Annotated in this window: 14 protein-coding genes; 12 read left to right on the plus strand and 2 right to left on the minus strand. The window is 62.7% G+C overall.

Going from position 1 to position 16,448, the window contains the following annotated elements; genetic code table 11:
* Window positions 1-543 precede the first annotated feature (543 nt).
* From gatC to RCF49_RS01450, 6 genes are all read left to right on the plus strand, one after another.
* Entirely contained in the window at window positions 544-831 is a 288-nt protein-coding gene (gene gatC / locus RCF49_RS01425; protein WP_342642267.1) for an Asp-tRNA(Asn)/Glu-tRNA(Gln) amidotransferase subunit GatC, read from the plus strand.
* A 32-nt stretch (window positions 832-863) separates the two neighbouring features.
* Window positions 864-2,336 (plus strand): Asp-tRNA(Asn)/Glu-tRNA(Gln) amidotransferase subunit GatA, encoded by a 1,473-nt coding sequence (gene gatA / locus RCF49_RS01430; protein WP_342642268.1) that lies wholly within the window; start codon window positions 864-866, stop codon window positions 2,334-2,336.
* A gap of 3 nt (window positions 2,337-2,339) precedes the next feature.
* Window positions 2,340-2,636: a chorismate mutase gene (locus RCF49_RS01435; RefSeq protein WP_342642269.1), complete on the plus strand. Its 297-nt coding sequence runs from the start codon at window positions 2,340-2,342 to the stop codon at window positions 2,634-2,636.
* Window positions 2,637-2,705: 69 nt separating this feature from the next.
* Window positions 2,706-4,187: an Asp-tRNA(Asn)/Glu-tRNA(Gln) amidotransferase subunit GatB gene (gene gatB, locus RCF49_RS01440; protein ID WP_342642270.1), complete on the plus strand. Its 1,482-nt coding sequence runs from the start codon at window positions 2,706-2,708 to the stop codon at window positions 4,185-4,187.
* 310 nt (window positions 4,188-4,497) lie between these two features.
* Complete coding sequence (locus RCF49_RS01445; protein WP_342642271.1) at window positions 4,498-6,105, plus strand: carboxyl transferase domain-containing protein; 1,608 nt, start codon at window positions 4,498-4,500, stop codon at window positions 6,103-6,105.
* Window positions 6,106-6,111: 6 nt separating this feature from the next.
* Window positions 6,112-6,525, plus strand: a complete 414-nt coding sequence (locus tag RCF49_RS01450; RefSeq protein ID WP_342642272.1) for a lysozyme inhibitor LprI family protein — start codon at window positions 6,112-6,114, stop codon at window positions 6,523-6,525.
* Between the two features lies 1 nt (window position 6,526).
* Here RCF49_RS01450 and RCF49_RS01455 read toward each other — a convergent pair whose 3' ends face one another.
* Together RCF49_RS01455 and erpA are read right to left on the minus strand one after the other, a co-directional pair.
* Window positions 6,527-6,979: a YaiI/YqxD family protein gene (locus RCF49_RS01455; protein ID WP_342642273.1), complete on the minus strand. Its 453-nt coding sequence runs from the start codon at window positions 6,977-6,979 to the stop codon at window positions 6,527-6,529.
* 13 nt (window positions 6,980-6,992) lie between these two features.
* Window positions 6,993-7,340, minus strand: a complete 348-nt coding sequence (gene erpA, locus RCF49_RS01460) for an iron-sulfur cluster insertion protein ErpA (RefSeq protein WP_342642274.1) — start codon at window positions 7,338-7,340, stop codon at window positions 6,993-6,995.
* An 87-nt stretch (window positions 7,341-7,427) separates the two neighbouring features.
* Between erpA and RCF49_RS01465 the strand changes: the two genes are divergently transcribed.
* From RCF49_RS01465 to scpB, 6 genes are all read left to right on the plus strand, one after another.
* Window positions 7,428-8,624 (plus strand): deoxyguanosinetriphosphate triphosphohydrolase, encoded by a 1,197-nt coding sequence (locus RCF49_RS01465; RefSeq protein ID WP_342644279.1) that lies wholly within the window; start codon window positions 7,428-7,430, stop codon window positions 8,622-8,624.
* Between the two features lie 88 nt (window positions 8,625-8,712).
* Window positions 8,713-10,461, plus strand: coding sequence for an arginine--tRNA ligase (gene argS / locus RCF49_RS01470; RefSeq protein ID WP_342642275.1), 1,749 nt, complete (start codon window positions 8,713-8,715; stop codon window positions 10,459-10,461).
* 748 nt (window positions 10,462-11,209) lie between these two features.
* A complete protein-coding gene (locus RCF49_RS01475; RefSeq protein WP_342642276.1) occupies window positions 11,210-13,585 on the plus strand; it encodes an SPOR domain-containing protein in 2,376 nt (791 codons plus the stop codon).
* 60 nt (window positions 13,586-13,645) lie between these two features.
* Entirely contained in the window at window positions 13,646-14,662 is a 1,017-nt protein-coding gene (nagZ, locus tag RCF49_RS01480; protein ID WP_342642277.1) for a beta-N-acetylhexosaminidase, read from the plus strand.
* A 35-nt stretch (window positions 14,663-14,697) separates the two neighbouring features.
* The gene (locus RCF49_RS01485) at window positions 14,698-15,591 is read left to right on the plus strand and encodes a segregation and condensation protein A (RefSeq protein WP_342642278.1); all 894 of its coding nucleotides are present in this window, start codon (window positions 14,698-14,700) and stop codon (window positions 15,589-15,591) included.
* Window positions 15,588-16,310: an SMC-Scp complex subunit ScpB gene (scpB, locus tag RCF49_RS01490; RefSeq protein WP_342642279.1), complete on the plus strand. Its 723-nt coding sequence runs from the start codon at window positions 15,588-15,590 to the stop codon at window positions 16,308-16,310. The genes RCF49_RS01485 and scpB overlap by 4 nt, the downstream gene beginning before the upstream one ends.
* Window positions 16,311-16,448 lie beyond the last annotated feature (138 nt).

Genomic DNA, 16,448 nt, shown 5'->3' on the forward strand with positions numbered 1-16,448 from the left:
CGGGCCGGCAGGAGGCAGCGTCTCCGGCGACAGTGTCACGGGGGACAATGCTGAGGTTTTCCGGAGCGCCCAGACCTGTTCACCGCCACCGGCGCGCGGCGCCTGCGAATGAACATCGCCAGTTGCGGTCATATTGCCCGGTGTATCGTGATCAGCATCGCGCCCGGCCGTGTCCTCAACCGAACAGGATTGAGGATCCAACTGAACAAACGAAGGGGTTTCTTCACAAACCATCGCCTTTATGGATTAAGTTCATAAGGTGTTTCTTTTCGCTATTGCTTGGTCTTGCAGCCCGGACCGTTTGATTTTATTCACGGCTGACCGGTGCTAAGTCTCGGACAATTGCGCCGCGAAGCTGGAAAAAGCGCGGCCCCAATGTGACATGCCGGGACAGCGTTTAGACCTTGCCTGGACTTGCGCGCATCGCGCGTGCAATCTGTGACGCACGCCGCTTATGACCTCGAGCGTTGCCGCTCATTCCCACTGATGCTATGCAGCATCCCGTCTGGATGCCCCCGGGCATCGCTTCAGTTTGGATCCGCAATGAGCGTCGACGAGAAGACGGTCCGCCATATCGCGCGTCTGGCACGCATCGCCGTGACCGAGGAGGAAGCCCACGCGCTCCAAGGAGAACTCAACGCCATCCTGGACTGGGTCGAGCAACTGGACGAGGTCGACACCAGCGGCATCGAGCCCATGACGAGCATCGTTGCCATGGCCATGAAGATGCGCGAGGACAAGGTGACCGACGGCGATGATCCTGATGCGGTCGTTCGCAATGCCCCTGTCTCTGACGACAATTATTTCGTCGTGCCCAAGGTCGTCGAATAACCCGCGAACCGGCGAGTGAAGGAAGAAGAAGCGTGACCGATCTCACCCGGCTGACCATTGCCGAGGCCCGCGCCGGGCTGAAAGCGAAGACATTCACCGCAACCGAGCTCACATCGGCCTATCTCGAGGCCATGGAGCAAGGCAGGGCGCTCAATGCCTATGTGGCGGAGACGCCGGACAGAGCGCTGGCCATGGCGCATGCATCGGATGAGCGCCTCGCCGCCGGCAATGCCGGCCCGCTCGAAGGCATTCCGCTCGGCATCAAAGACCTGTTCTGCACGCGCGATGTGCACAGTCAGGCTTGCTCCCACATTCTGGACGGCTTCAAGCCTGCCTATGAATCGACCGTCACCGCCAATCTCTGGGCCGATGGCGCGGTGATGCTGGGCAAGCTCAATATGGACGAATTCGCCATGGGCTCGTCCAACGAGACCTCCTATTACGGCCCGGTGGTCAACCCCTGGCGGGCAAAGGAAAGCAACACGACCCTCGTGCCGGGCGGCTCCTCCGGCGGGTCGGCTGCAGCGGTCGCCGCCTGGCTTTGTGCCGGGGCCACCGCCACCGACACGGGCGGGTCGATCCGCCAGCCTGCGGCCTTTACCGGCACCGTCGGCATCAAGCCCACCTATGGTCGCTGCTCGCGCTGGGGCATCGTTGCCTTCGCCTCATCCCTCGACCAGGCCGGCCCGATTGCACGCGATGTGCGCGATGCGGCCATCCTGCTCAAATCCATGGCGAGCGTTGATCCCAAGGACACGACCAGCGTCGACCGCCCCGTGCCGGATTACGAGGCGGTGCTTGGCCAGAGCATCAAGGGCCTCAAAGTGGGAGTTCCCAAGGAATATCGCGTGGATGGCATGCCGGCCGAGATCGAGCAGCTATGGCACGAGGGCGTCGAGTGGCTGAAAGCGGCCGGCGCCGAGATCCGCGAGGTTTCACTGCCCCATACCAAATATGCACTGGCTGCTTACTACATTGTCGCGCCCGCCGAGGCCTCGTCCAACCTCGCCCGTTACGATGGAGTGCGTTATGGGCTCAGGGTCAACGGCGATGACATCATCGACATGTATGAGAAGACCCGCGCGGCCGGCTTCGGCGCGGAAGTGAAGCGGCGCGTGCTGATCGGCACCTATGTGCTCTCGGCGGGCTATTACGATGCCTATTATCTCAAGGCCCAGAAAGTGCGCAGCCTGATCGCCCGCGATTTCGCACAGGCATTCACGGATGTGGACGTGCTCTTGACCCCAACGACGCCGAGCGCCGCCTTCGCCCCCGGCGCAATCACCGATCCTTTGAGCATGTATCTGAATGACGTGTTCACGGTGACCGTGAACATGGCAGGCCTGCCCGGCATTTCCGTTCCCGCCGGTCTCTCCGGCGAGGGCTTGCCGCTGGGGCTGCAGCTCATCGGCAGGCCCTTTGACGAGGAGACCCTGTTCCGCACCGCGCATGTGATGGAGCAGGCGGCCGGCTTCAAGGCGCAACCCGAACGCTGGTGGGCCTGAGCCATGAGCAAGAGTCCGGCCGACTGCCATGACATGACCGATCTTCGCGCCGAGATCGACCGGATCGATGCAGCGCTGGTCGCGCTTCTGGCCGAGCGCACCCGCTATGTGGATCGTGTGGTCGAGGTCAAGACGGCGCTCGGCCTGCCGGCGCTGATCGAAGCGCGCGTCGAACAGGTCGCTGAGCGGGTGCGTGGGCTTGCCGATCAATCGGGTGTTGATGCGGATTTCGCCGAGCGCCTGTGGCGGATGATGATGAACCATTTCATCGCCTATGAAGAGGCGAGGCTGAAGCGATAGGGGTGTGCGGACCAGAGCCGGAACGGGCCTTCTATCCCATGCTGCCGATAGCGAGAAGCGGATGCGAGAATGATCGAGGATACAAGAACGCCAGACAAGTCGCGGCTCATTCCCGGCGCGACCGGTGATTGGGAGATCATCATCGGGCTTGAAGTCCATGCCCAGGTGACCTCCAACGCCAAGCTGTTCTCCGGCGCATCCACCGCCTTCGGTGCCGAGCCCAATGCGAATGTGTCATTGGTTGATGCGGCCATGCCGGGCATGCTGCCGGTGATCAACCGCTTCTGCGTGGAGCAGGCGGTGAAGACCGGCCTCGGCCTCAAAGCGCAGATCAACCGGCGCTCCGTTTTCGATCGCAAGAATTATTTCTATCCCGACCTGCCGCAGGGCTACCAGATCTCCCAGTACAAGCAGCCGGTGGTAGGAGAGGGCTATATCCTTCTCGACATGCCCGATGGCGAGGTGGTCAAGGTCGGCATCGAGCGATTGCATCTGGAGCAGGATGCGGGCAAGTCCCTGCATGATCAGCATCCCACCATGTCCTTTGTGGACTTGAACCGCTCGGGTGTGGCGCTCATGGAGATCGTCTCCAAGCCCGACATGCGCTCGGCCGAGGAGGCCAAGGCCTATGTGACCAAGCTGCGCACCATCCTGCGCTATCTCGGCACCTGCGATGGCGATATGGAGAAGGGCAACCTGCGCGCCGATGTGAATGTCTCCGTGCGCCGGCCGGGTGAGCCCTTCGGCACCCGTTGCGAGATCAAGAACGTGAACTCGATCCGCTTCATGGGCCAGGCGATCGAGTATGAGGCGCGCCGGCAGATCGGCATCATCGAGGATGGCGGCATTATCGACCAGGAGACCCGCCTCTTTGATGCCCGCAAGGGCGAGACCCGCTCCATGCGCTCCAAGGAGGAGGCGCATGATTATCGCTATTTCCCCGACCCCGATCTTTTGCCGCTCGAGGTGGACGAGGCCTGGATTGCCGAGATCAAGGCAAGCCTGCCGGAGCTGCCGGACGAGAAGAAAGCCCGGTTCATGAGCGATTACGGCCTCAACGCCTATGACGCGGGCGTGCTGGTGGGCGATCGCGATATGGCCGATTATTTCGAGGCGGTGGCCAAGGGGCGCGATGCGAAGCTCGCCGTCAACTGGGTGACGGGTGATCTTGCGGGCCATGCCAATGCCCGCAACAAGGGCGTTCTCGAGCTCGGCATCTCGGCCGATCATCTCGGTGAGCTGATCGATCTGATCCAGGATGGCACCATTTCCGGCAAGATCGCCAAGGATGTCCTGACCATCATGGTGGACGAGGGCGGCGCGCCGAAGGCGATCGTGGAGCAGCGCGGCCTTGTTCAGGTCACTGATATCAGCGCGCTCGAAGCGATCATCGACGAGGTGATCGCCGCCAATCCTGCCCAGGTCGAACAGATCAAGACCAAGCCCAAGACCATCGGCTGGTTCGTGGGCCAGGTGATGAAGCAGAGCGGCGGCAAAGCCAATCCGCAGGCGGTCAACGATTTGCTGAAGACCAAGCTGGGGGTGGAGTAGGCCATTCGCGCGACTGCCGGCCGGTTTTCACGGGAGGGGAATGGCAGGAAGGCTCTTGCCAAATAGCGTCCCTACCGGTTCGCGTGAAGAAAATCAGTCTGGATGCCCGATCAAGCCGAGGCGTGACCAATGAGGCTTCGGCACCCGACTGTCCCGTCATTGCCGCGCTTGACGCGGTAGTCCAGAATCGCGAGGAACGGTTCTGCCCAGCTGAGATAACCTCCCCTGAACCAGGGAGGGTGGCAGCCGCAAGGCGGCCGGGTGAGGGAACGCGCCGGCATATGAGGCCAGCGGCAGAGGAGGAGACTTGATGGCGACGCTTCGCTCGGGCCTGTCCACCAGCTCACCGGAATTCAAGGCCAATGCCGCGGCCATGGCCGAACTGGTGGCCGATCTTGCCGCCAAGCGGGCGGAGGCCGCACAAGGTGGCCCTCAGAAGGCGCGCGACCGACACGTCGCCCGCGGCAAGCTCCTGCCGCGCGACCGGGTGATGCAGCTGATCGACCCCGGCTCGCCCTTTCTGGAGCTGTCGAGCCTTGCCGCTTACGGCCTCTACGGCGGTGATATTCATGGCGCTGGCCTCATCACCGGCATCGGCCGCATCGAGGGCCGCGAATGCATGATCGTCTGCAATGACGCGACGATCAAGGGCGGCACCTACTATCCCATCACGGTCAAGAAGCATCTGCGCGCCCAGGAAATTGCCCTGCAAAATCGGCTACCCTGCATCTATCTCGTGGATTCCGGCGGCGCCAACCTGCCCAATCAGACCGATGTCTTCCCCGATCGCGAGCATTTCGGCCGCATCTTCTATAACCAGGCCAATATGTCGGCCGCGGGCATCCCGCAGATCGCCTGCGTGATGGGCTCCTGCACTGCGGGCGGGGCCTATGTGCCCGCCATGTCGGACGAAACGGTCATCGTCCGGCGCCAGGGCACCATTTTCCTCGGCGGCCCGCCTTTGGTGAAGGCCGCAACCGGCGAAGTGGTCTCGGCCGAAGAGCTGGGGGGTGCCGATATCCATGCTCGTCAATCCGGGGTTGCCGATCATTATGCCCTTGATGACCGCCACGCGCTGGCCATCGTGCGCTCGATCGTCGCCGGCCTCAACCGCCGCAAGCAGGTCGATATCGCTCTGCGTGAACCCATCGAGCCCCTCTATAACCCGGAAGAGATCGACGGCATCGTCCCGCAGAACCTCTCCGTTCAATATGACATTCGCGAGGTGATCGCGCGCCTGGTCGATGGGTCCGTCTTCGATGAATGGAAGGCGCTCTTCGGCACCACTCTCGTCACCGGCTTTGCCCATATCTGGGGGATCCCGGTGGGCATCATCGGCAATAACGGCATCCTCTATTCCGAGTCGGCGCAGAAGGGGGCGCATTTCATCGAGCTCTGCTGCCAACGGCGCATTCCCTTGCTGTTCCTGCAGAATATCTCGGGCTTCATGGTGGGCCAACGCTATGAGGCCGGCGGCATTGCCAAGGACGGCGCCAAGCTCGTCACGGCGGTCGCCTGTGCGCAAGTGCCCAAGATCACCGTGATCGTTGGCGGATCCTTCGGCGCTGGCAATTATGGCATGTGCGGCAGAGCCTATTCGCCCCGGTTTTTGTTCATGTGGCCCAATGCGCGGATCTCTGTGATGGGCGGCGAGCAGGCAGCCTCCGTGCTCGCCCAAGTGCGGCGCGATAATCTGGAAGCGGAGGGCAAGACCTGGTCACCGGAGGAAGAGGACTTATTCAAGCAGCCCATCCGCGATCAATATGAGCGCGAGGGGCATCCTTACCACGCCACGGCGCATCTCTGGGATGACGGCATCATCGCGCCGGCGGAAACCCGTATGGTCTTGGGCCTTGCCTTATCGGCGACACTCAATGCGCCTATTCTAGAGACGCGATTCGGTGTGTTTAGGATGTAAAGCCCAATGCGTTTGGATTTGCTGATGATGACGATCGCCGGCTTGCTCATTCTGCCGGCCGGGGCACAGGGGCAGGGGGCGGGAAACGATTGCGCCAATGCCTCGAGCCAGATGGAGATGAACCAGTGCGCAGCCAAGCAGCTCTCCGCTGCCGATGCCGAACTCAACACGATCTATAAGGAGCTCGTGCACAAGCTCGATTCCGCCGGGCAGGGCTATGTGCGCGACGCCCAGCGCGCTTGGGTCACCTTCCGCGACAAGGAATGCATTGCCCGGGCCGGCGGCCCGCAGGACCAAGGCGGTTCGATCTGGCCGATGGTCGTCGCCATGTGCCGAACCGAACTGACCAAGGACCGTATCGTGCAGCTCGAACGACAGCGCAAATGTCCGGGCGGCGATCTCTCCTGCCCCGATCAGTAGATCATCGGCTGCGTTTGATCGCCTGGATCTCGTTTTCCAGCACGTTGAGGAAGTTGGACCGATCGCGCGGGCCAAACCCGGCATTGAAGGTCTGCGTGCCTTCGGCCTCCCGGTGATGCTGCAGGAGGGCACGGGTTGCGAGCGCCATGCCGATATTCTGCGCGGTGAATGTCTTTCCCTTGGGTCCGATCACCCGCGCGCCTTTATCGAGACTGCGGGAGGCGAGGGGAATATCGGCTGTGATCACGAGATCCCCCGGGCCCACATGCTGGGCGATCCAATCATCGGCCGCATCCGCGCCGTCACTGACCACCACATTGTGAACGAGCGGATTGCCGGTCGGGCGCATGCCGCTATTGCTGACCAGATGAATCTTGAGCCCATGCCTGGTCGCGACGCGCTCGACCTCGGCTTTCACCGGGCATGCGTCCGCATCCACGAAGATTTCAAGCACGAGTCAGGCCGTTTCAGATGGAAAAGCTCGTCCCGCAGCCGCACGAGGAGGTGGCCTGAGGGTTATTGATTTTGAACGTCGCGCCGATCAGATCATCGACATAGTCGATTTCGGACCCGATCATATAAAGTATCGAGGTCGAATCGACCCGAACCGTGGCACCATTGCGCACCACCTCTATGTCATCGTCCTGTTTCGTGTCGTCGAGGGCGAATTCATACTGGAAGCCGGAGCAGCCTCCGCCCGAGACACTGACCCTGAGGGCCTTAGGGTGATCCTCTGCCGCCACGATCTCGTTGATCCGGTTGGCGGCGCGTTCGGTGACAGTGATCGGCTCAGCCATGCAGTTCCACTCGATCATTCTTGGATTCGTATCCGGTGACCGATATTTAGGGGCGGGAGGAGTTGCGGTCAATCGCCCCGCTATGTCAGCAAGGGAGGCTGGTTCCTGAGAGACAATCTTGCGCCTTTCGCATGCCGGGCGGATCAAAGCCGCGGCCGCTTCGTGGCGGAACCCGAACAGCCGCACCGGACGCCGTTCCAACGGGACCGGGACAGGGTCCTGCACTCGACCGCCTTTCGCCGGCTGAAGGACAAGACCCAGGTCTTTGTTTATCACGAGGGTGATCATTTTCGCACCAGGCTCACCCACAGCCTTGAAGTCGCGCAGATTGCCCGCTCGATCGCCCGCCGGCTGGCCCTAGACGAGGATCTCACCGAGGCGCTGGCACTCGCTCATGATCTCGGCCACACCCCTTTTGGGCATGCGGGCGAGCGCGCCCTCGATGCGTGCATGGCGCAATTCGGGGGGTTCGATCACAATGCGCAAGCCTTGCGCATCGTCACCCGGCTCGAGCGGCATTATGCCGAGTTCGATGGGCTCAACCTCACCTGGGAATCACTTGAAGGCCTGATCAAGCATAATGGGCCGCTGCTCGGGCGCGACGGTGCACCGATCGGTCCTTATCGAGACAAGCGACTGCCCCAGGCGATTCTCGACTTTGCCGGTGCTCACGCTCTGGCGCTTGACACCTATGCCTCGGCGGAAGCGCAGGTTGCGGCGATCGCCGATGACATCGCCTATAACGCCCATGACATTGACGACGGCCTGCGGGCACGGCTGTTCGATATCATCGATCTCGGGGATATTCCCCTCGTGGGCGAGGTGCTCTCGAAGGTGGTCGCGCAATATCCCAATCTCGAGCGGCCCCGTCTCATCCACGAGACGGTGCGGCGCGTGATCTCGATCATGATCGAGGATGTCACCACCTGTTCTCTGAAGCGGGCCAAGCGCCTGGCCCCGGCATCCGCCGACGAGGTGCGCCTGCTCGGTGAGCCGCTGATCAGCCTCTCTGCGCAACTTGCCGAGCATAACCGCATTCTTCAGGCATTCCTTTTCAGGCGCATGTATCGCCACGAGAAGGTGATGCGCATCATGGAGCGTGCCCAGCGGGTGATGCGTGAGCTGTTCGACAGTTACAGGCAGGATCCGAGCCTCATGCCCAAGGAATGGCGCGCCGACTTCGCCGATCTGGCTGAAGATAAGAAGGCGCGCCGCATTTGTGACTTCATCGCCGGGATGACCGACCGTTTTGCTCTGGATCAGCACCGCAGGCTGTTTGACCTCGACCCGCTTTTCCGTTAGTCGGCGGTTTCCATTGTTAAGTGCTTAATGCTTCGGGAATGTCCCGTCTGTTAAACACTGGCTTGGTTGTTCAGGAGCACATTGCGGGATGAATGTCTTCGCGCATTTCGAGCAGGTCATCGGCGCCGCCATCGGTCGGCTGACGCAGCGCGGTCGCTTGCCCGAGGGCATGGATCTGTCCCGGATCGTGGTGGAGCCGCCGCGCGATCCTTCCCATGGCGATGTGTCGACCAACGCCGCACTGATTCTGGCCAAGCCTACTGGACGAAAACCCCGCGAGATCGCCACTGATCTTGCCCTTGAGCTGCAGGGCGAGGATGGCGTCGCCAGCGCTGAGGTGGCAGGCCCCGGATTCGTCAATCTGCGCCTTAAGCCCTCCTTTTGGCCGGTTGTCATCAAAGCCATTCTGGAGGACGGCACGCGCTTTGGTGCCGGCAATCTCGGCCGCGGCGAAAAGGTCAATGTCGAATATGTCTCGGCCAATCCGACGGGGCCCCTGCATGTGGGCCATTGCCGCGGTGCGGTCTTCGGCGATGCCCTCGCCAATCTCCTGGCGGCCGCAGGCTACGACGTCACCCGCGAATATTACATCAACGATGCCGGCGCGCAGGTCGATGTGCTCGCGCGGTCAGCTTTCTTGCGCTACCAGGAGGCGCTTGGCGAAGATATCGGCGAGATCCCGGCCGGGCTCTATCCCGGCAGCTATCTCAAGCCGGTCGGCACGGCCTTGGCTGAGAAATATGGCCGCACGCTGCTTCAGAAGTCGGAAGCAGATGCGCTCGCCATTATCCGCCCCTTCACCATCAATGCCATGATGGACATGATCCGGGATGATCTCGCGGCGCTCAATATACGCCATGAGGAATTTTTCTCGGAAGCATCCCTCCATGACGGCGATATCGCCGAAATGATCGCGGAACTGGGCGCGCGGGGCCTTGTCTATGAGGGCCGCCTGCCGCCGCCGAAGGGCCAGCCGCCCGAGGATTGGGAAGATCGCGAGCAGCTCTTGTTCCGCGCCTCAGACTTCGGCGATGATATCGACCGGCCACTGCAGAAATCCGATGGCAGCTACACCTATTTCGCAGCGGACGTTGCTTATTTTCGCTCGAAATTCAGGCGCGGCTTCAAGGAGATGGTCTATGTGCTCGGCGCAGATCACAGCGGCTATGTGAAGCGCCTCGAAGCGGTCGGGCGGGCAATTGCCGGGGATCAGGCCCGGGTGGTGGTGCGGCTTTGCCAGCTCGTCAAGCTGTTCCGCGGCGGCGAGCCGGTGCGCATGTCGAAGCGTTCTGGAGAATTCGTGACCTTGCGCGATGTGGTGGACGAGGTCGGACCAGATGTCGTGCGCTTTATGATGCTCTATCGCAAGAATGACGCACCGCTCGATTTCGATTTCGAGAAGGTCACGGAGCAATCCCGGGATAATCCGGTTTTCTATGTTCAGTATGCCCATGCGCGCATTTGCTCCGTGTTTCGCAACGCGGAGGCCGATCTCGGAGGCGCGGATCTGAGCGACGAAAAACTCGCGCAAAGTGACCTTTCCGTGTTGACCGACGAGGCTGAACTGGCAATCATTAAGCGGCTTGCTGAATATCCGCGGATCTTCCAGGGGGCGGTGTCCGCGCATGAGCCGCACCGAATCGCACATTATCTGTATGATCTCGCGAGCGATTTTCATGGATTATGGAATCGCGGCAAAGAGTTGCCGCAATTGCGGTTCATTATTGTACAAAATACCCACGCTACTTACGCGCGGCTCGCAATGCTTCGCGCGATTAGGTATGTTCTGCAGAACGGTTTGAGTGTCATCGGTGTCAAACCGGTGATGGAGATGTGACGGGCGGACGTCCCTTATGGATGACAACGACAATAGGAATGATGCAACGCGCCGAGATCGGCCGAGTTGGCGGGAGCGTCTTGGTTTGAATTCGGACACGGTGCGCTCGGGTCAGTCTGACCCGCACACACCGCCGCGGATTACGCGTGATTTTCCCGTGCGGGGGACAGGTGGAGAGGAAGAAGCGGCTGCACCGTCGCGGCCAACGCCACCTCTGGAGCCCCTAACGCGCAGGTTTGAACCACGCCCGCCTTTGGCAGAGCCGCGCGATCCTCGGCTCTCGGTCCGTCCGCAAACCAATGTGCCACGCCCGGCTCCGGCTGATCCGGCTCATGGTGCCGAGCGCGCAGGATTGCGGCCAGAGCGGCCGGAACTGTCGCCTCCCCGGGCCCCCTCTCTCGCGAGGGGGGATATCAATCCGAGCGCGCCGCGGCCTCCGGCACTCGATAGGACGGCACCACAACTGCAGACTGGACAGGTGCCCGGTGGGCCGCCCGTGCCCGGGCGCCCGGCTGTGGGCGATGCCGTTCCGTCTTTGCGCCCATCCTTCGGACAATCGAGCGAAGGCCCGCAAACACCTCCATCCGGATTTGCCCCTGCGACCTCCTCGGAAGCTGGCGATGAGATCCGGCGCGAGCCGCAGATGTCACCACCTGCACCGCCCAGTGCGTCCGCAGCCCGCCAATTGCGTGAACCGTTGCAGCCGCGTGTTGCGCGGCCGGCGGAGCCTCACCACAACGAGCCCGAAATGCCAGCGCCCGCTGCGGCTCAGCCACCGCGTCCCGCGGCAGTTTCGCGCCCGGTCTCGCCCATGCCGCGCCTTGAGCCCATGTTGCGGGGTTCGCTCTCGCGGCTCGGCTCCAATGTGGAGGCTGCACCGGAGGGCAGGGGCGTCGCACACTCAACGCCCGACAAGGCGAATGAGACCCCGAACCACCAGGGCATGAAGGATGACCCCGCGGAGCATGCAAGGGATGCTGCAGACGAGGGCATGAGGCCGGGTGCGAAAGAGGGCACCCCTCCGCCTCGTCTTCATCCCGAATTGCGGCCACCCGTGGCAAGTCGTGAGCCTTCCCAACCCGTCCGTGAGGAGGCGCGGCCCATGCCACGCCCTGACATTTCACGTCTGGTCGGTGCGCGGTCGGCTCAGGATGCCCCTCCCGCGGCCAAGCCGCCGGAGCCCGCATTGCGGGTCAATGCGATCGACGAGAAGGCAGGCGATCCATCTGGCCGCGCTGTGAGCTTTGGCCGGTCGGATTTCCTGCGCTTCCAGCGGCCGAGCCCCGCACCTGTCGATCAATATTCCGCCACCTTGTCGGATGCGACGGAGGATGAGGCAGCTGATGTGTCCCTGACGGATGTCTCGGCGGTCGTTGCAGATGGGCCGGAAATCGTCCGCAGCACGAAGGCCGGAGCCGGCCTCGGGGCAGGAGAGAATAGCGTTGCCCCACGTCTTGGCGCGCCAGGCGAGCAGCTTGCGGGTCGCGGCGAAGGGCCTCGAGCCGAAGCGCCGATCGCCGATCTGTCGAGGCGTGAGCCGCGAATATCAAGCCAGCCGGATGCGCGCGTTCCCTCGAGCGCGCCTTCAGGGCCGAATGCGCCTTCAGGCCTGAACGCGCCTGCCGGAAGGCAGGCTCCTGGCCCTAGCAGCATTCCCGGAGCTTCGGTTGATCCGCGCCTCGCCCGGCCCAGTCAGCCGCGCCAGGCCGCACCTGCAAATTTTGATGAGCTCGCAGATCGCAACCGCAAGCCGCAAGTTTCGCCCGTGGCGCGCCGCCAGACGGGTGAAGGGCCGGTCGAATGGCCGGCGGTGAGCCGTGGACCCGCCGCGCGGCTCATGCAGCGTGAGAAGGACGAAGCCGATCCGGCTGCTCCGTCACGGTCAAATGACAGTGCGAGGCGCACTGCATTCGACGGCGATGCGGAGCTGAATGGTTACGGCGCACGAGCGGCCACGCGGGATGGAGCCTATCAGGGCGCCCATGCGCGCGAGCTGCGCTATGCCGATGGCGAGGAGGATGAAACCCCATCGGTCCGCTCAGGTGGCCGGCGGCCGAGTGCTGCGGAATATCAGGAAGCCTACCGGGATTATGAGGGACGGCTGGAGAAGCCGTCTTTTCTGGAAGGGCGCATGCCCATCTATCTCGGCGCAACGGCGTTGGGCGCCATTGCGGTGATCGGCCTTGCGCTCTATCTCCTGCGCAGCCCGAGCACACTGAGCATTTCCGATACACCGCCAGTGATCGCGGCGCCGACCGAGCCGGCGAAGATTCAGCCGGAAGAGGGTGCCCAGCAGCCAGTCGTGCCCCGTCAGACCAAGCTGATCTATGATCGGATCCTCGGGGATGAGCAGGGCGGTGGCGAGGAGCGACTGGTTCCCCGCCAAGAGGAGCCGTTGACCCCGGGCATACCCAATGAGCCGGCACCTGTCGCGCCCGATACCCAGGGCGGTCTTCCACCAGCGGTTCCACCGCCGCCGGGTAATCAGTCCTCGCTAGAGGGTGAGAACCCGGTTGTGGCCGAAGCCACGGGCATTGGCGAGGGAGGCATAGCCCCTGACATATCAGAGGCGGGCTTGCGCATCCCTGGACAGGGGGCAAATCCTTCGGGCTCGTCCGATCCTCCCGACGCTGATGTCTCAGCCAGCGGCGCCCCTGATCAGGAAACAGGCGCTCTTGGCGCGGCTTCCGGACAGCGCACGGCCACGGCCCCGCTGCCGAAGCCCAAACCTGCAGCGCAGCGGCGGGTTGCCTCGGCACAGAATACGCCAGCCGAGACATCGCCCACACAAGGCGCGACCGTCGTGCCATCCGGCCAATCAGGCCCGCAGCTTGCCTCGGTGGGCCCCACGCCCACGGCGCTATCCTCTGGCCAATATCTGATCCAACTCGCGTCATTTCGCACCCAGCAGGATGCAGCGACCGAATTCAACAGGCTCAAGCGGAGCTTTCCACAACTGCTCGGCAATCTCTCGCCTTTCATCCAGGAGGCTGATCTTGGAGATCGCGGCAAGTTCTATAGGCTGCGCATGGGACCGATCGCCTCGCAGGACGGTGCATCCCAGCTTTGCAATTCTCTGATCGCCTCCGGTGAGAAGGATTGCCTGGTGCGCCGCCAGCAATAGACGATAGCGATCATTGACAATACAGCTTCTATTCAATTGGTCACTTTGTAAGCCCCTGAAATGACAGCATCTGCCCTCATCCTCGGCTGCTCGGGATTGGTCTTGACCCCAGAGGAGAAGGGATTTTTTCGCGATGTGGATCCCTGGGGTTTTATTCTCTTCAAGCGAAATTGCGATGAGCCAGAACAGGTGCGCGCGCTGGTATCAAGCTTGCGCGATGCGGTCGGCCGTGCCGACGCGCCTGTGCTGATCGACCAGGAAGGTGGCCGGGTGCAGCGGCTGAAGCCGCCCTACTGGCCGAGTTATCCCGCGGGCAGGCCATTTGGCGCAGTCTTCAGCCATGACCCGGATCGCGCCCGTCGTTGCCTCTTCAATGTGACCCGCCTGATCGCTAAGGATCTTCATGATCTCGGCATTACGGTCGACTGCATGCCGGTTCTCGATGTGCCGGTGCCCGGCGCGCATGATGTCATCGGCGACAGAGCCTATGCAAGCGATCCAGAGACGGTGGCCATACTCGGCCGCGTCGTCTGTGAAGCCCTTCTGGCCGGCGGCGTCTTGCCGGTCATCAAACATGTGCCAGGTCACGGCCGGGCAGGGGTCGACAGCCATCTGAGCCTGCCGCGCGTGGATGCCGCGCGTGAGCGGCTTGCAAGCAGCGATTTTGCGCCATTCAAAGCGCTTGCCGACATGCCACTGGCCATGACGGCCCATGTGGTCTATTCCGCACTTGATCCGGACCGTCCTGCGACGACCTCGCCCACCATGATCGGCGATATCATCCGGGGCGAGCTTGCCTATGACGGTCTGTTGATGACCGATGATCTCAGCATGCAGGCCCTTGATGGCCCGCTTGGCAAGCGCATCTCGCAGAGCATCGCGGCCGGCTGCGACGTCGGGCTTCACTGCAACGGGTCCATGGCAGAAATGGTCGAGCTTGCTGCTGTTGCACCGAAGCTTGACGGCGATGCGCTCCGGCGGGCCCGGGCAGCTCTTGCACGGCTTGAGCCCCCGGCGCCCTTTGATCAGGACCAAGCCTTTGCGGATCTCGCGGCGATGATGGGCGAATCGGTTTAAGCTGGTGCGATTCGCATGAGCAGCGACGATCTGCGTTGGCGTGGAGTGACAGGCTTGGGGTAGATAGGCTTCGGCAAGACGATAGGGCGCTGGAGTGGCCCGATGGCGAGGGCCCGCTGCGCCATCAGCCCTCTGCGGTTGAGCCGGTCAATTCCCACGCACAGGAGCCGCAGCTCATCATCGACGTCGATGGCTTCGAGGGCCCGCTCGATCTGCTGCTCACGCTGGCGCGCAATCAGAAGGTGGACCTGTCGCGCATCTCGGTTCTCCATCTTGCGGAACAGTATCTGGAATTCATCGGCCAGGCTCGCCGTATGCGCTTGGAGCTCGCCGCCGATTACCTGGTGATGGCCGCTTGGCTTGCCTATCTCAAGTCGCGGCTGCTTTTGCCCGACCCTGAGCCCGACGAAGAGCTGCCAGCCGAGGAAATGGCCGCGCGTCTCGCCTTCCGTCTGCGCCGTCTGCAGGGGGTGCGCGAGGCAACCGCAGCGCTCTTTGCCCGCGACAAACTGGGGGAAGAGGTGTTCGGCCGGCCTGCCGCCGCGGATGCGACCCTGAGTGGCGCAGCGCGAGTGATCCACGAGGACACCTTATTCGATCTCTTGCAGGCCTATGCCACCCGCCGGCAGAAATCGGCATCCTTCCGCTCCTACAGCATCAAGCAGCCGGCCATTATTCCGCTCAAGGAAGCGCGCGACCTGCTCGAGCGCCTTGTCGGCGGACTTGCCGATTGGGCAAGGCTCGACGCGCTGCTCCTGCGCTATTTGGCCCGCCCGGGCCAGGAGCGCAGCGCGCTGGCCTCGAGCTTCAGCGCCAGCCTCGAAATGGCCCGCGACGGCCACATCGACATGCGCCAGGATGGGCATTTCGCGCCGATCTATATGCGCGCCCGCCCCACCACCATGGGTCCAGGAGTCGTTCGGACATGATCCTGTCTCGCTGCAAACCGGATCTGCCCCTTGAGCAAGCCGGCGATCACGACAATGTCACCCATCTTCGCCACGCCGATCGCACGCGGCATCTGCGCATTCTGGAAGCCTTGATCTTCACCAGCACCGAACCGGTCTCAGCGGCCGATCTTGGCCGCAGCCTGCCCGAGGGGTGTAATGTCCAGGGCTTGCTCGGTGAATTGCAGGGACTTTATGCGGGCCGAGGCATCAATCTTGTCCAGGTCGCGGGCAAGTGGACATTCCGCTCAGCGCCGGATCTTGCCGACGTCTTGCGGACGGAGAGCGTCGAGCGGCGCAAGCTGTCGCGCGCGGCCATGGAAACTCTTGGCATCATTGCCTATCACCAGCCAGTGACGCGCGGCGAGATCGAGGACATCCGCGGCGTTTCCCTCTCGAAGGGCACCCTCGATACCCTGATGGAGCTTGGCTGGGTGCGCATGCGCGGGCGCCGGCGCACACCCGGGCGCCCGGTCACCTATGGCACCACCGAAACGTTCCTCATTCATTTCGGGCTAAACTCACTCAGCGATCTGCCGGGACTTGCGGAGCTCAAGGGCGCGGGCTTGCTCGATGCCGCGCTTCCGCCCGATTTCGACATTCCCTTGCCTGGTGAAGAAGACAGCTTGGCTGCAGACGAGGATCCGTTGGAGGATGGTTTCGAGCACGCATTGGAGCTTGAGCTGGCACAGGAGTCTTGAGGTTTGCACGGTCAAGGCGAGCGCGCGACATCCCGCTCCATCCGAAAAATCTGTCAAGTCGCGTGAAAGTTGCTAGGGTCCGCCCCATGACCTTGCACACCAATATCCGAGGGGGCGAACCTGCGGGTTCACGCGCAG

Source organism: Rhodoligotrophos sp. CJ14 (assembly GCF_038811545.1).
GTDB classification, from domain to species: domain Bacteria; phylum Pseudomonadota; class Alphaproteobacteria; order Rhizobiales; family Im1; genus Rhodoligotrophos; species Rhodoligotrophos ferricapiens.

Coding starts and splice junctions, on each gene's coding strand:
- gatC (WP_342642267.1), top strand. CDS start 544: ATGAGCGTCGACGAGAAGACGGTCCGCCATATCGCGCGTCTGGCACGC.
- RCF49_RS01435 (WP_342642269.1), top strand. CDS start 2,340: ATGAGCAAGAGTCCGGCCGACTGCCATGACATGACCGATCTTCGCGCC.
- gatB (WP_342642270.1), top strand. CDS start 2,706: ATGATCGAGGATACAAGAACGCCAGACAAGTCGCGGCTCATTCCCGGC.
- RCF49_RS01445 (WP_342642271.1), top strand. CDS start 4,498: ATGGCGACGCTTCGCTCGGGCCTGTCCACCAGCTCACCGGAATTCAAG.
- RCF49_RS01450 (WP_342642272.1), top strand. CDS start 6,112: ATGCGTTTGGATTTGCTGATGATGACGATCGCCGGCTTGCTCATTCTG.
- erpA (WP_342642274.1), bottom strand. CDS start 7,340: ATGATCGAGTGGAACTGCATGGCTGAGCCGATCACTGTCACCGAACGC.
- argS (WP_342642275.1), top strand. CDS start 8,713: ATGAATGTCTTCGCGCATTTCGAGCAGGTCATCGGCGCCGCCATCGGT.
- RCF49_RS01475 (WP_342642276.1), top strand. CDS start 11,210: ATGCCAGCGCCCGCTGCGGCTCAGCCACCGCGTCCCGCGGCAGTTTCG.
- nagZ (WP_342642277.1), top strand. CDS start 13,646: ATGACAGCATCTGCCCTCATCCTCGGCTGCTCGGGATTGGTCTTGACC.
- scpB (WP_342642279.1), top strand. CDS start 15,588: ATGATCCTGTCTCGCTGCAAACCGGATCTGCCCCTTGAGCAAGCCGGC.